At 34.8% G+C, this 13748-nt stretch carries 14 protein-coding genes; 4 read left to right on the top strand and 10 right to left on the bottom strand.

What is annotated here, in order from left to right; genetic code table 11:
• Positions 1 to 40 precede the first annotated feature (40 nt).
• A complete protein-coding gene (locus ACFSC2_RS21930) occupies positions 41 to 928 on the bottom strand; it encodes a winged helix-turn-helix domain-containing protein (RefSeq protein ID WP_379813234.1) in 888 nt (295 codons plus the stop codon).
• A gap of 138 nt (positions 929 to 1066) precedes the next feature.
• On the opposite strand from ACFSC2_RS21930, the gene ACFSC2_RS21925 reads away from it, so the two are divergent.
• Both ACFSC2_RS21925 and ACFSC2_RS21920 read left to right on the top strand, forming a co-directional pair.
• Positions 1067 to 1615: a hypothetical protein gene (locus ACFSC2_RS21925; protein WP_379813233.1), complete on the top strand. Its 549-nt coding sequence runs from the start codon at positions 1067 to 1069 to the stop codon at positions 1613 to 1615.
• A 68-nt stretch (positions 1616 to 1683) separates the two neighbouring features.
• A complete protein-coding gene (locus ACFSC2_RS21920; RefSeq protein WP_379813232.1) occupies positions 1684 to 2496 on the top strand; it encodes a formylglycine-generating enzyme family protein in 813 nt (270 codons plus the stop codon).
• 113 nt (positions 2497 to 2609) lie between these two features.
• On the opposite strand, the gene ACFSC2_RS21915 is transcribed toward ACFSC2_RS21920, so the two are convergent.
• From ACFSC2_RS21915 to ACFSC2_RS21905, 3 genes are all read right to left on the bottom strand, one after another.
• Positions 2610 to 3491 carry a helix-turn-helix domain-containing protein gene (locus ACFSC2_RS21915; RefSeq protein ID WP_379813231.1) on the bottom strand — a complete coding sequence of 294 codons (882 nt, stop codon included), beginning with the start codon at positions 3489 to 3491 and terminating at the stop codon, positions 2610 to 2612.
• 2 nt (positions 3492 to 3493) lie between these two features.
• On the bottom strand, positions 3494 to 3964 hold the full coding sequence (locus ACFSC2_RS21910) for a nucleoside deaminase (protein ID WP_379813230.1): 471 nt from the start codon (positions 3962 to 3964) through the stop codon (positions 3494 to 3496).
• A 104-nt stretch (positions 3965 to 4068) separates the two neighbouring features.
• A complete protein-coding gene (locus ACFSC2_RS21905; protein WP_379813229.1) occupies positions 4069 to 4434 on the bottom strand; it encodes a DsrE family protein in 366 nt (121 codons plus the stop codon).
• A gap of 212 nt (positions 4435 to 4646) precedes the next feature.
• Here ACFSC2_RS21905 and ACFSC2_RS21900 point away from each other — a divergent pair, with 212 nt between their 5' ends.
• The gene (locus tag ACFSC2_RS21900) at positions 4647 to 5735 is read left to right on the top strand and encodes an NADH:flavin oxidoreductase (protein ID WP_379813228.1); all 1089 of its coding nucleotides are present in this window, start codon (positions 4647 to 4649) and stop codon (positions 5733 to 5735) included.
• A 139-nt stretch (positions 5736 to 5874) separates the two neighbouring features.
• Here ACFSC2_RS21900 and ACFSC2_RS21895 read toward each other — a convergent pair whose 3' ends face one another.
• Both ACFSC2_RS21895 and ACFSC2_RS21890 read right to left on the bottom strand, forming a co-directional pair.
• Entirely contained in the window at positions 5875 to 6078 is a 204-nt protein-coding gene (locus ACFSC2_RS21895) for a hypothetical protein (protein WP_379813227.1), read from the bottom strand.
• A gap of 23 nt (positions 6079 to 6101) precedes the next feature.
• Positions 6102 to 6257, bottom strand: coding sequence for a hypothetical protein (locus ACFSC2_RS21890; protein WP_379813226.1), 156 nt, complete (start codon positions 6255 to 6257; stop codon positions 6102 to 6104).
• Between the two features lie 255 nt (positions 6258 to 6512).
• Between ACFSC2_RS21890 and ACFSC2_RS21885 the strand changes: the two genes are divergently transcribed.
• Entirely contained in the window at positions 6513 to 6983 is a 471-nt protein-coding gene (locus ACFSC2_RS21885; protein ID WP_379813225.1) for a hypothetical protein, read from the top strand.
• A gap of 22 nt (positions 6984 to 7005) precedes the next feature.
• On the opposite strand, the gene ACFSC2_RS21880 is transcribed toward ACFSC2_RS21885, so the two are convergent.
• The 4 genes from ACFSC2_RS21880 to ACFSC2_RS21865 all read right to left on the bottom strand — a co-directional run bounded on the left by ACFSC2_RS21880 (position 7006) and on the right by ACFSC2_RS21865 (position 13552).
• Complete coding sequence (locus ACFSC2_RS21880; protein WP_379814310.1) at positions 7006 to 7320, bottom strand: hypothetical protein; 315 nt, start codon at positions 7318 to 7320, stop codon at positions 7006 to 7008.
• 27 nt (positions 7321 to 7347) lie between these two features.
• Positions 7348 to 7950: a YciE/YciF ferroxidase family protein gene (locus ACFSC2_RS21875; RefSeq protein ID WP_379813224.1), complete on the bottom strand. Its 603-nt coding sequence runs from the start codon at positions 7948 to 7950 to the stop codon at positions 7348 to 7350.
• Positions 7951 to 7968: 18 nt separating this feature from the next.
• On the bottom strand, positions 7969 to 10113 hold the full coding sequence (locus ACFSC2_RS21870) for a catalase (RefSeq protein ID WP_379813223.1): 2145 nt from the start codon (positions 10111 to 10113) through the stop codon (positions 7969 to 7971).
• A 208-nt stretch (positions 10114 to 10321) separates the two neighbouring features.
• Entirely contained in the window at positions 10322 to 13552 is a 3231-nt protein-coding gene (locus ACFSC2_RS21865; protein ID WP_379813222.1) for a CheR family methyltransferase, read from the bottom strand.
• Positions 13553 to 13748 lie beyond the last annotated feature (196 nt).

The raw sequence follows: 13748 nt of genomic DNA, 5'->3' as shown, positions 1-13748 counted from the left end.
TATTGTAATTAAAGATTTTTTCAGCTGATAATATTTTCTTCTAGTTAATTTCAAGTTTATATCCTTTGCTGCGTACAACGACAATATTAATATTTGAATCCGATTCTAGTTTCTTTCTAAGCTTAGATATAAACATATCTAAACTACGGCCTACAATAACACCATCATCTTCCCATATCTCTTTTTGGAGGCGGCTTCTCGCTATTATTTCGTTTGGAGAAGAAGCAAAAATAAGCAACACACGGGTTTCTGTTCCAGTGAGGTCTATTGTATTTCCATTTATAATGAGCTTTCGATTATTTGCATCGAACAACACTGATCCTAAAGAATAAATGCCAGTATTTTGACTATCAGGTATTTCTTTTCGTGGCTTAACAGATTTCAGAAAAATAAACCCGACAAATGCTAAAATGGACAAACTTCCCAAAAGATATTTGCTGTCTGTGGTAATTATTTCTGTTGATTTGAATTTAATATTAATCATGTAACAGGCTTTGGGCTGTTTTCTTCCTAAACAGGCTACAATATCATCTTTTTTATTTTTGGATATAACATATCCATAAGCAACACTAGAGTTGCCACAATTCAGAACGTTAACGATATAAGAACTTGCGAACGAGTCTTTGACTAATAAACGATTTGTAATATTGACCAATGAATCGGGTTGAAAACTAAAATCATTCTCAAACCTAATCTGATATTCATTTTCTGAAATTTTTTTTACAGGGAGTACTCTTGATGTACTGTCACCTGATTGTAAAAGCAATTCATGTCCGATTTTTCGAAGTAAAATTTCTCTTTTGGCAAAGTCAAAGCCGTCACGATCTTCCGTACGGAAGGCTGCGTAAATTATAGCGGAAAACAAGACAAATGTCAATACAAATAGATATTTACGTTTTCTAGAGATCAGATTTCTACTAAGATGCATATTGTCAATAATTTATTTACAAAGTTTACATTTTTATTTACAATTTTTATCCCTCGAGCCGAAATTTATCAAAGTAATTTTGCTGCATAAACTTTAAAAAGAAAGTAAACTATTTTATTAATTAAAGCTGTAAAAAGTATGAAAAAAATCATTTATGCGCTAATCTTATCCTTGGTGGTGGTAAGCGGATTGGTATTTGCTAATCGTGAAATTAAAAATGAAATTCCTAAAAAAGAAGTAGTCCAAAATCTTTCAACTGCTGAAAAGAAAGTGCAACGAAAAAAATGGGAGGCTACTCCTGATGGCATAATGTTTAAAAATTGGGAAGCATCTCCCGAAGGCAAAAAAGTGTATGCTAGTGAAGCTAAAATAAGAAAAGCTATAGATGATTATGACGATATGAAGGGAGTTGTAACCTCTCTTTCTCTTCCGCCAGGGTCAAGATTAGGTTTTGGAATTATGGTAAAGATTAATCATGATGATTATATACTAAGTTTTGGATTGGAAAAGTCGGGCAGCAATGAATTTGAGCAATTAAAAAGCTTGAAAGTTAACGACACAATAATAATAAAAAGTCATGGTGTATCTCACGCGCCCAAGTATTTATACCCAATTATATCTGGAGACTATGTAGAACGAAATAATAAGGTAATTTATAAACGTGCCCCTCAAAAAGGCGGCTGCTGAGTAATAATTGCGAACTTTTGTTAGGTTATATATGAGCTGACAGTAATTTAATAAACACTATAATTTAAATGACTTTAAGAACATTTATATTTTTAATTGGATTTTTATTTCTCAATTCTTGCAAGAAAAGTGAAGGAAAAATTGAATGGATTTTTGTGGAAGGCGGTACTTTTGAACAAGGCAAAAACCAGATTGTCGTAAGTCCGAAAGGCGACTCTATAAACGGATTTACTAGTCCGCATAGAGTAGTTGAACTTGATGATTTTTACATTAGTAAATATGAAATAACGGTTAAACAATTTAAAGAATTTTGTGAAGAAACAGGCAGAAAAATGCCTGATCCACCTATTGAAAATGCGCATGAAATTAAAGTTTATTACAAGTGGATAGACGAAAATCCGATGCTTGCAACTTGGGACGAAGCACATGAATTTGCAAAATGGGCAGGAGGAAGGCTTCCAACAGAAGCAGAATGGGAATATGCGGCAAAAGGTGGAATGAAAACAAAAAGATATAAATATAGCGGCAGTAATAATCCAATTGAAGTTGGCTGGGTCAAAGAAAACTCAAACGACACATTTCATAAAATAGGACTTCTTAAACCAAATGAACTTGGCATATATGACATGACTGGGAATGTTGGCGAATGGGTTTTTGATTGGTACAATCCCCAAAAGGATAGTTTGGTTAGTAAAAGAAATCCTCAAGGGCCTACAGAAGGACAATATAAAATTTCAAAAGGTGTTAGTTGGTTTTACGAAACACAAGACAAAAACGGAAGACCATTGGAATATGGAATTCATATGCCTGAAGTCAGATACCAATCACCAAAAGGGACACGAAATGATGGATTTGGATTTCGAATTGCGAAAAATAAATAAAAATTCGATGATTGAAGAGTTCTGATATATTTATAAGTTTTTCATTTAATATAAAAGACAAAAAAATAGACAACTAGTTTATAGTTGTCTATTTTTTAATAAAATTAAATAATTTACGAAACTGCTCCTCTGTTAAAACCTATAGTTTCTCTATATGACTGCGGCGATATATCGGTTTTACCTTTAAAAACTCTGCTGAAATAATATTCATCATCATAACCCAGTTCATAAGCAATTTCTTTAACTGTTTTGTCAGTAAGATAAAGTTCCCTTTTGGCTTCCACAATAATTCTTTCCGTTATTAAATCAGAAAGAGTCATGTTGAAATGATTTTTTGCAGCGCGTGCCAGAACAACCGGTGTTACATGAAGCATATCGGCATATTCACTGGCAGAATGTTTGGTTCTGAAATGGTCTTCTATAGCATTTCTTAAATTTTGAATGATGAAAAGCTGTTTATCATTTCCACTTATTTCTTTTACAGACTGCTGTTCGAGTTTAATTCGCGTAGCGAGCACTAAAAAAATCTTTAAATAAGAAACCAAAACTTCATCTTTTCGTAAAGCCTCCATTTTTAATTCATTGACAATTTCCCGAACAATATTCATCAGTGTCAGCTTATTGTTTTGATCCAAAAGAATAAAAGGCTGCTGATAGACATTATTAAATAAAATTCCGTTTGAAGCAATCTCTTTATGGTGTCTGTAAATACAGAAAAAATCATGATGAAACTGAACCGAAATTCCCGTCATTGGTCCTTCTGATGCCAGCATAAACGGCTGATAAGGATAAAATGCAAATAATGTATTCTCTCTAAACGAATATTCGCTGAGATCAACTTTCGCCAATCCTTCGCCTGAGTTAATAATGATAATTGTAAAGAAATTATTGCGCTGAATATGATCAAAATAACTGCTGTTATCAAACTCAAAGACTTTGAATGACAGGTTTCCATTTTGCTGATTGACAAGTGTATAAACAGATTGTGATAACATAATTATTGGTCTTTTTGTATTAATTCTAAAAACTGAGAATTAAGTGCATTACATTCATCCACACAGACATCTTTGGTCACCTTTGGTCTGTTTCCCCATTTCGGAACATTTTCTGCTTCCAAGACATTATATTTTGAAGTAAAACCGCCTACGTAAGGCACGCTTGTCCCGTAAATGATTTCAGAAATTTTATGATGACGAATCATGTACGAACACATAATACAAGGTTCGTGCGTCGTATACATTTTTGTTACATGCAGCTGGTCTGAGTAACCGTTTTTCAAAGCATCGCGAACAGCCATTATTTCGGCGTGATTGGTAATATCGCCTGTTGATCTTCCAGATTCTATGCCTGTGCCAATTACTTTTCCATCTAAAACAATAATAGCTCCCACAGGCGGATTTCCCGCTTCAAGAGCAATTTTGGCAAGATCCAGACATTGATGCATATATTGTTGAAAATCTTTCTGCATAATTTTATGTGTTTTGATGCGGTTTATCTTTGACGGTTTCGCTAATGTACTTAAAAAAACAAAAACTGTCCTCTCTGGAAATAAGAGGACAGTTAAGAGTGGTGTTAGAAAATCAAAATTTCGTAACCTTCTTTTTTAAGGTTTACAAAACTTGGCAGACCAGGAGTTCCAGGAACTTCATTATCGTTTAATAATTCATAACCAGATACTTCGGTGCCAAATACGGCAACACATCCTTTAGAAAGACCGTGAACATGATCTTTTACTTCTTTATAAAGAGCATAAACAGGATGTTCAGGTTTCTCTAGCTGTTCAGGCCATCTGATACCTGCACCCTGAAATATAATTTTTACATCTTCACCTTCGTGTTTGAATTCGTATGCTGATGCTAAAGCATTGAATACACGTCCTAAAGCCTCTTCTGAACCTGCTTTTGGATCAGATAGAATAATAATAGCTGTTTTTTTCATTTTGATTAAATTTTATTAACACCGCAAAGATCAGGCGGTAATGTCTGCTGGAGAATGGAGGAAATTTACTTTATGATGGAGAATTTTTATAAAGCTGTTTTGGTTTAAAAACGTCCATGAGAAAGTAAAAAAGATCCATTTTTAGAAAGCGGTTATCTGTACAACTTTGCATCGATTAATGATTATAAAAGTTGAACTAAATACTAAATAATATGTCTGTTTCTGATTTATTTAAACCGCTTACATTACTGCATGGACCTGCCATGAGAAACCGTTTTATGCTGGCACCTTTAACAAGCCAGCAAAGTGAATTTGACGGTACAGCTTCTATTTATGACCAATATTGGATGGAACAATTGGCAGAAGGCGGCTACGGATTAATCCAAACCAGTGCTTCAACCGTAGAAAAAGGAGGAATCGCTTTTGAGCGTCAGTTAGGTATTCATAGCGATGATCATCTGCCTGGATTAGCCAAAATGGCGTCTGCTATTCGAGATGGAGGTGCTTTGTCTGCAGTACAATTACATCATGCCGGACACCGTGCAAAACCGGATATAGGAGGAATAGTGTCTCCTGCATCGGGTAAAACAATAGAAGGATTAAAAGCCATTACAACCGAAGAAGTTGAACGCATTCGCGAAAGTTTTATCGCTGCAGCAAAAAGAGCGCAGCTGGCAGGGTTTGACGGAATTTCGGTTCATGGTGCTTTCGGATGGATTCTTTCCGAATTTATGTCGCCCAATTTAAACGATCGTACCGATAAATACGGCGGAAGTCTTGAAAATCGTGCTCGTTTTACTCTGGAAGTAATCGAAGGTATTCGTAAAGCCTGTGGTCCCGATTTCCAAATTGGCTGGCGATTGTCTATTGAACGTTTCGGACTGCTTCTGGAAGAACTTCGTGAAGTAACGGCAGACATTTTTGACCGTGAATTAATCGATTATCTCGATTTGGCTTTATGGGATTCTGCGCAGATTGTTAGAGATGGCACCTTTAAAGGCAAAACCATGCTCAGCATTTTTACTGAACTGCCTCGTAAAGGTGTGCGCTTAGGTGCAGCAGGAAAAATTATGAGTGCCCAGCGTGCCGGCGAACTTCTCGATGAAGGCTGTGATTTTGTACTTATTGCCCGCGCCGCTATTTTACAGCGAGATTTTCCGCTCCAGGTACAAGCAAATCCTATGTACGACAGTCCGCAATTGCCTGTCGCGGCCGATTATCTTCGTCAGGGCGGACTCAGCGAACGCTTTATCGAAACCATGCGCGGCTGGCAGACTTTTGTAAAGGCAGGTTCGCTCTAAAATAGTAACTATTGGAAAGTAAATATTTATCCATTCGCAGTCTATTTAAACAGTTTACGTTTGTAGACTGTTTTTTTATGTATGATTAAGAAAGATCTCAACTACAATGTATTTATAAAAGGAAACCCTGATGTAGTGTTTAAATGTTATCTGAATTGATATCCATACTAGTATTGTCAGCGTCAATATTCGTGTTTTGAATGGTGTTTTCAGGAGTATCATCCCAGTCACCCCAATCACCTTTACAAATTTTTAAGCAGATCATTTCATTATCTTCTCCGTGAAACATTCTTAAATTAGAACTGTTGCAGTTTTGAGTTGGGTTTATTTTTGAATTTTCCATGACATAATTTTTAATGAGTAGGGTTAATCTATTTTTGAAAGATTTAGTGTATCTGTTTTATGCAGTGAGGCTTCTACATGGGATTGTGAAGAATTTTCATCTTCGCAAAGATGCTCACAACCATAATTTAAAAGTGAGATCAGAATTATGATCATAGATAGCAGGGTAAATTTTTTCATGGGGTTTATTTTTAGAGATTATTTTTACAAAGATAGATTCGTACAGAATTGCTGCTTACAGAATTATGCTTGCGATTTACATAATTTCCACAACCATAGAATCTCCGATATTATCTATTTTTCTAACGTGAATCAGTTAAAAAACACCAAAACATGGGAATTATATAAGACATGAATATGAATTATATAAATTGACGGTTTAATTCTCCTGACCTTTGTAAGATTCTCAAGTATAATCCCAAAAATGAAAATGTTATGGATAAGAGAGGGCCAATCATCATTATAGAAGAAAATATAGATAATCGCCGTATGTTTGGTCAAATTTTTTCTGAATTACCTATAGCAAACGCGATTCTTTATTTTGATACACTTCAAGAAGCAGATGAAGAATTAGTATCAGAAGATATAACCCCATTTATATTTTTCGCTAATATTCTTCAATTTGAAGAAAAAAATAAACATCAAGATATAGAGAATCATATACTTATTAGTCAAAAAACAGATTGTCCTTGTTTGTTTTTTTCCATCTTATTTCCGAACTGTTTTATCATTGATACTTATTCCGTTCCCGTGAAGAGTTATTTTATAAATCCGTATAGTGAAGAAAAATTCAAACAAGTCTTAAGTTCTATTGTTCAATTTTGGAATACCAAAAAAGATCAAAATCAACAGGAAATAAAAAGCGAAAAGAAAAACAAAACGTATAAAAGTAGTAAACCCATCTAAAAATTAGATGGGTTTATTTGTTTTATAGATTTCGATCTGGACTTGTGCCGTCTTCGTCATCTTCGTCAAGATCTTCTAAATCTGCATTATCAAATTCGTCGTCATCAAAGTCATCATCATCATCATCGTCTTCAAATTCATCATTGAAGACTTCATCTTCGTCTGATTCTCTTTTGTCAAATTCATTGATTTCCAAATCGTCTCCATAATCTGGTTCGGCATTGTCAGATATAGGGTGATCCGTTGGAGGCATATCGATATCAGGATCTTCGTATCGTTCTTTATTTTGAAAATTTTGATCTTCCAGATTGTAATTTTCTTTTTCTTCTAAGTTCATAATATATTTTTTTAAAGTTATTTTTTCCTATTCAGCCGCTGTAAAATTTACGACGTTCAAAGCAACATCGTTTAACAGACAATCTGCTTCTTTCTCTTCTGCAAGAGTCTGTGTTAATAATTTGGCAGCATCATTTTCACCGATTGCTTTTGCAAAAGCAACCAATGTTCCGTAAGTAGCAATTTCGTAGTGTTCGATTTTTTGCGAAGCAGCAATAATTCCAGCATCTCTAACAGCGCCTGGGGTGGTTTCTTCCAGAATACTATCACCTTCTTTTAATAATCCAGCCATAGCTTCGCATTTTTTTCCTTCCGCTTTTTCGCCCAATAAATCAAAAACCTGTTCCAATCTCGCTACCTGATTTTGTGTAACAGAAAGATGTTCTAAAATAGTCCCAGAAAGCCCCGCTGCCGTAGCATTGGCTGCCATTTTTGGCAGCGCGCCCACTAAGGCATTTTCTGCCCAGTAAATATCTTTAAGACTGTCTACAAACAAATCTTTCAATTCGACAGCTGCATCTGCAGCCGGTTCTACAATATCGATTTTTTTTGCATTATTTTTTATCTCTTTAGACGGAGCTGCTTTTGGTTGTGCAGCATTAGTCTGACCTTGTTTTTCTGAATTTTTCATTTTTATTTTTTTTTGATATTAGTTGTATAAGTTAGGTTCACGCTGCCAAACACGGTGCATCGTCATAGCCGTGATAAATTCCTGCGCAAATGTTTCAGAAGCGATTTCGCTTGTTACAATAACCCCTGGATCATCATTTGTGATTTTACCGGCAAAAGGCGCTCCGCTGATAATTGCTGCGGCTTCACCATCGGCACCAATTACTTTACAGTGTTTATAAGCGTCGCTTAAGTATTCTATTGCATCATCATTTTCTGCCAATTCATTAAGTCCTAATCCATGTGGCACATAAACAGCATCAAACAATACAGATGAAGCGGTTAAGAAACTAAATTCTGCCGCAATTGCTCCATCAGCATCTGTTGTTACAGAACCTAAATGCGGTGCGATTACACAGCCTTTTGCTCCTTCTTTTTTAAGTGCATTTTTCATATTCATTACAGAAGCTTCAGAAACACCATCAGATACTAGAATGGCAACTTTTCTGGATTCGATTGTCGGCGAATTGGTTGGATTATTAACCATACTTAAAGCTTGAGAAGATTCAACTGAAGATTGAACTGTCTGTGGTTCCTGAGTTCCAGCTTCTTCTGTTTCTGGCGAAACGCCTTTATTTATGGGTTTCTCTAAAGTAGAAGGAACTGTTGCGCCAAGACCTTTGGCTACTTTTTCGGCAAGTTCTGCATCAACCTGAGATAATAATCCCAGCATTCTAACTCGAATTGCTGTGGTTTCTACTTTTCCAAGTTCAAATCGAAGCGCTTTTACAATATGGCTTTTTTCTTCTGGTGTCTGGCTGTTAAAAAACAATTTGGCTTGACCAAAGTGATCTGTAAAACTTTCGCTTCTTGCTCGTACTTTATGAGCGTCAACACGTTCGTTAAAACTTGCAAATCCTCCTTCAGCAATTTTTGCCTGATAAGGACAGCCACCACCCAAAGAATTCGGATGATAACTTACACGCCCTTTGTTGATTTCCTGACGCATATGTCCATCACGCTGATTATTGTGAATAGGAGCCACGCTTCGGTTAATTGGAATTTCATGAAAATTCGGACTTCCTAATCTGGATAATTGTGTATCGGTATAAGAAAACAATCTCCCTTGCAAAAGTGGATCATTGGTAAAATCAATTCCTGGCACAACATGACCGGGATGAAAAGCGATTTGTTCTGTTTCTGCAAAGAAATTTTCGGGGTTTTTGTTTAAAACCATTCTTCCGATAATGGTCACAGGAACTAGTTCTTCGGGTACAATTTTCGTCGGATCCAAAAGATCAAAGTCGTATTTGTGTTCGTCTTCGGTTGGAATGATTTGCACTCCTAATTCCCATTCTGGGAAATTTCCCATTTCAATGGCTTCCCATAAATCTTGTCGATGAAAATCGGGATTTTTACCTGAAATTTTTTGAGCTTCATCCCAAGCGACAGCGTGTGTCCCTAATTTTGGTTTCCAGTGAAATTTCACAAAAACCGATTCTTCCTGAGCGTTTACCAATCTAAAAGTATGAACGCCAAAACCTTCCATCATTCTATAACTTCTCGGAATCGCACGGTCTGACATTACCCACATAATCATGTGCATTGATTCTGGCATCAGTGAAATAAAATCCCAAAAAGTATCGTGTGCCGATGCAGCCTGCGGAATTTCGTTGTGAGGTTCAGGTTTTACAGCATGAACCAAATCGGGAAATTTAGCCGCATCTTGAATAAAAAATACCGGAATATTATTGGCTACCAAATCGTAAATTCCTTCCTGCGTATAAAATTTAACAGCAAATCCTCTTGCATCTCGGGCAAGATCTGTAGAACCTCTTGATCCTGCAACAGTTGAAAATCGAGCGAAAACGGGTGTTTTTAGTCCTTTTTCCTGTAAAAATCCTGCTTTGGTTAATTCTGGTATCGGATTGGTTACTTCAAAGAATCCGTGAGCGCCTGAGCCTCTGGCGTGAACAATTCTTTCTGGAATTCTTTCATGATCAAAATGCGTAATTTTTTCTCTTAAAATAAAGTCTTCCAATAAAGAGGGTCCGCGATCACCGGCTTTAAGTGAATTGTTATCATCATTAATTTTTACACCTTGATCAGTGGTTAAAAATTTGTTTGTTCCATCGGAGGTATTGATGGATAAATCTCTTTGTTTTTCGTCTTGAAAATTTTTCATGGTGTTTCTTAATTAGTTAAAAACTCTCCATAATTCACAAACTTACGTGTCGGGTTTACAGGTAGTTAGATTGTGAATTATTAAGTGATTCAAATTTAAATTTTCAAGAAATGTCATTTTTATACAATTGCTTACGATTTTTCTAGAATTGCCACGAACTATACAAAACAAAAAAAATCTCCGTTTATGGAGATTTTATATTTTGTATTTAATGTAAAAGCGGGAGATAAATAAACACCGTGGTACCTTTGTTGGGTTCGCTGTCTACTTTGACAAAACCTTTATGATTGTAAACGATTTTTTGTACTAATGTTAATCCAAGTCCGCTTCCGTATTCCTTATCATCATTAGGAAGTTTGTAGAAAGGATTAAAAATAAGGGTTTCGAAGTTTTTGTGAAAACCAATTCCGTTATCACTAATAAAAATTTTTACATACTGATTTTCAGGAGCTGCACCAAAATCTATTATTTCATCAGAATCCGTTTCTTCAAAACCAATTTTGATTTTCGGAATATCATTTTGTTTCGCGTATTTAATGGCATTCGAAATGAGATGCGTAAAAAGCTGCATCATTTGCGAAGGAATTATCAAAAGAGTAGGCAGTGCATCTATTTCGATTGTTGCTTTATGCTGTCTTATAGTGTTTTTTAGACTGATTATTGTTTTTTTCAGAAGTACATTCAAATCTGTTTTTTTTAATTCCTTCCTGGTAAAATTTATTTTTGAATATTCAATCAGATCTTCAATAAGCTGATTCATATTGACTGCAGAACTTAATAAACGATTTAAGTTGTGTTTTCCAGATTCTGTCAGGTCTTTTTCAGCATCTAAAAGTTTTTTTCCAAACATATAAATTCTGCGAATCGGTTCTAATAAACTATCACTTGCAGAATTTGTAAATGATTCTAACATTTCAGTATACAGCTGCAGTTCTTGATTTTTACTATTTATAGATTCTAGGCTTTTTTCTAAATCTGTAATATCTTCTAATGCTATTAATATTTTACCGTTTGCAGTAGAATCGGGGAGAAGTGATGCCGTAATAAGCATTGTTTTTTTGTTTGAGTTATCAAAATTAAACTGCATTTTAAAATTTTCTGCAATCTCGTTTCGACTCACTTTTTTTAAGACCGATTCTATAAACAACGGATTATTCCAATTTGAGTTTCCAATATCAAGAATAGAAAAGCCTTCTGTTTGTTCTTCTGTAGTTTTAAAATAGTTGTAAAAAGAAGGATTGGCATTTCTAATGATAAAATTTTTATCAATAATAACCAAAGGCTGTTTTATTGTATTTATAATAGACTCGTAAAAGTTGCGTACAGACGTCAATTCTTGTCGATAATCTCTGAGCTCATCGTTTACACAAGAAAGTTCTTGAGAATTAGACTGTAGTTCATGGGTAGAATTTTCAAGCTGCAGATTAATCATCTGCAATTCTTCGTTGGTGCTTACCAATTCTTCGTTTGTAGTCTGCAGTTCTTCAAAATAAATAAGCTGCTCTTCGGTAACTCTTTTAAAATCGTCTCGCAACTGCAGCAATTCTTTTTCTGTATTTTGTGCATTATTGTGATATGAATCTAATGCAGGAATTGTCTTTTTATAAAAAATAATAAGCAGTAATTCGGAATGTGCCGAAAGATAGATAATTTCAAAAGAAGTGAGCTGCGGCTGATTTTTTACGGCAATGAATTCTCCTGAAAAATTCTTTTTTTCGTTTCGGGCTTTTGTAATATAATTTTTGAGTTCAAAAGCTATTTCCTCTCGAACCATATGTAAGATATTAAAACTAGGTTTTCCTGGAGCTTGTTGCAAAAACTGACTTGTATCGCCATGAAAATGTACTATTTCTAAATCTTCATTAATCAGTAGTACTGCAGCGGGAGATAAATGCTCTAACAGAATGTCTGAAGTAATTTTTATATAATCATTTTCAATTTCGGTATTTTGTTTTAGTTTGGTATTATCATCTCGATAGAATATTTTTTTGGATTGAAGCGGTACAATTGTTTTTCGGGTATATATTTTATCCAGTTTATCGACAGCTGCAAATAAATGGGAAACACTATGTGCCCATTCCGATTTTCCAAGAAACAGATAGCCATTTTCGCGAAGCGCATAATTGAATAATGCCAATACTTGATTTTGTAAATCGGTATCAAAATAGATTAATACATTGCGGCAGGATACAAAATCAATTTTAGAAAATGGGGCATCTTTTGTCAAATCGTGAACAGCAAACACACACATATCACGAATTATTTTATTGACATGAAAACTGTTTTCTTTTTTGGTAAAGTATTTTTCGAGCCTTTTCTCACTGATGTTTTTTACATCTTGCAGCGTATAAGTTGCCATACGTGCTTTAGAGATGCATTTTTCAGACAAATCCGAAGCTATGATCTGAACTTTAATATCTTTTCTGTTGATCTCTTCTAGATATTCGTCAAGACAAATAGCGAGCGAATAGGCTTCTTCACCGGTAGAACATCCTGCAGACCAAATTCTTATAGTATTATTGATGGCATTTTTGATAAGAAAAGGAATTACAGTCTTGAATAAATTATCAAAAGCGTCTTGATCACGAAAAAAATAAGTGACAGATATTAAAAAATCATCAAATAACAGGTCTTGTTCTTTGTTGTTGTTTCGAAGGAAAACGAGGTATTTTTCTATCGTTTCCTGTCTGGTGTCAACCATTCTTTTTGCAACTCTTCTTCGCAGCGTTGTATATTTATAGTGCTGAAAATCTGTACCCGTTTTTAAAAATAGTATTGATGTTATTTCATCAAGCAGTTCTTGTTCGCTGGGTGTTGATTCTTCCTTTTCTTCGTAGGAATGCGTAACAAGATTCGTCTCATGAATTTGTAAAAGTTTGTCTTCAATTTCATGTGGCGCCGTAAAATAATCGATATATTCTGAAGTAACGGCATTTTGAATAATTCCTCTTTTAGAAAGCGCCGCAATAGTAGCACCTCCCGCTTCCTTTAGTTTTTTGAGCCCTGTGGCACCATCAAGTGGGAACCAGCTTAAAATTACACCTACAGCATAACTTTTATAGGTTTGTCCAACTGCTTCAAAATAGGAATCGAAACTATTGTTTGTTTTACTGCTTCGGATTTTAGGCTGCAGTTTTAATATTTCATCTTCACGAATCAGAAAATTATCTTCGGGAACAATATAAATATGATTGGGCTGGATATCAACATGATGAACAATTTCTACAACAGGTATTTTAGTGTGCGAAGTTAATTCATCAACAAGATTATGGGTTTGAGGAGTCGATAGACTTTCAAAAACAAGATACGCCCTTCCAGAATCTAATGCGAGATCAGAAATAATTTTTTTTAATAAATCAATTTCCGTTGCGGCACTAGCTATTGCTGTAACTTGAAAATGAGAATTATGAGAAGGTATTATTGGTTCATTAGTTTTCATTTTATGAGGTTTACGGCAATCTTATTTTTAATGTTTTGATAAAAAAAAAGACTACGGAACTTCTAAATGAAATGGGGTATTGCATGCTAATTTTTGATTCTTCAAAAATTAGCTTTAGAAGGAAAAGCAGATTTTCTTTTTAATAAATATAAAACCTACTTTTGATTTTAGTTTTTTATAATTGCAGTAAATTCTT

Origin of the sequence: Flavobacterium artemisiae (genome assembly GCF_042678225.1) — a bacterium.
Classification (GTDB): Bacteria; Bacteroidota; Bacteroidia; order Flavobacteriales; family Flavobacteriaceae; genus Flavobacterium; species Flavobacterium artemisiae.
Note: the sequence above shows the minus strand (reverse complement) of the source record. Positions and strands in the feature narration are given on the sequence as shown.

Bases quoted from the DNA above. Each gene is read 5' to 3' on its own strand.
- ACFSC2_RS21890 (WP_379813226.1), bottom strand. From the start codon at position 6,257: ATGAAAAAATTTACCCTGCTATCTATGATCATAATTCTGATCTCACTT.
- ACFSC2_RS21875 (WP_379813224.1), bottom strand. From the start codon at position 7,950: ATGAAAAATTCAGAAAAACAAGGTCAGACTAATGCTGCACAACCAAAA.
- ACFSC2_RS21880 (WP_379814310.1), bottom strand. From the start codon at position 7,320: ATGAACTTAGAAGAAAAAGAAAATTACAATCTGGAAGATCAAAATTTT.
- ACFSC2_RS21895 (WP_379813227.1), bottom strand. From the start codon at position 6,078: ATGGAAAATTCAAAAATAAACCCAACTCAAAACTGCAACAGTTCTAAT.
- ACFSC2_RS21915 (WP_379813231.1), bottom strand. From the start codon at position 3,491: ATGTTATCACAATCTGTTTATACACTTGTCAATCAGCAAAATGGAAAC.
- ACFSC2_RS21870 (WP_379813223.1), bottom strand. From the start codon at position 10,113: ATGAAAAATTTTCAAGACGAAAAACAAAGAGATTTATCCATCAATACC.
- ACFSC2_RS21905 (WP_379813229.1), bottom strand. From the start codon at position 4,434: ATGAAAAAAACAGCTATTATTATTCTATCTGATCCAAAAGCAGGTTCA.
- ACFSC2_RS21920 (WP_379813232.1), top strand. From the start codon at position 1,684: ATGACTTTAAGAACATTTATATTTTTAATTGGATTTTTATTTCTCAAT.
- ACFSC2_RS21910 (WP_379813230.1), bottom strand. From the start codon at position 3,964: ATGCAGAAAGATTTTCAACAATATATGCATCAATGTCTGGATCTTGCC.
- ACFSC2_RS21930 (WP_379813234.1), bottom strand. From the start codon at position 928: ATGCATCTTAGTAGAAATCTGATCTCTAGAAAACGTAAATATCTATTT.
- ACFSC2_RS21885 (WP_379813225.1), top strand. From the start codon at position 6,513: ATGGATAAGAGAGGGCCAATCATCATTATAGAAGAAAATATAGATAAT.
- ACFSC2_RS21925 (WP_379813233.1), top strand. From the start codon at position 1,067: ATGAAAAAAATCATTTATGCGCTAATCTTATCCTTGGTGGTGGTAAGC.
- ACFSC2_RS21865 (WP_379813222.1), bottom strand. From the start codon at position 13,552: ATGAAAACTAATGAACCAATAATACCTTCTCATAATTCTCATTTTCAA.
- ACFSC2_RS21900 (WP_379813228.1), top strand. From the start codon at position 4,647: ATGTCTGTTTCTGATTTATTTAAACCGCTTACATTACTGCATGGACCT.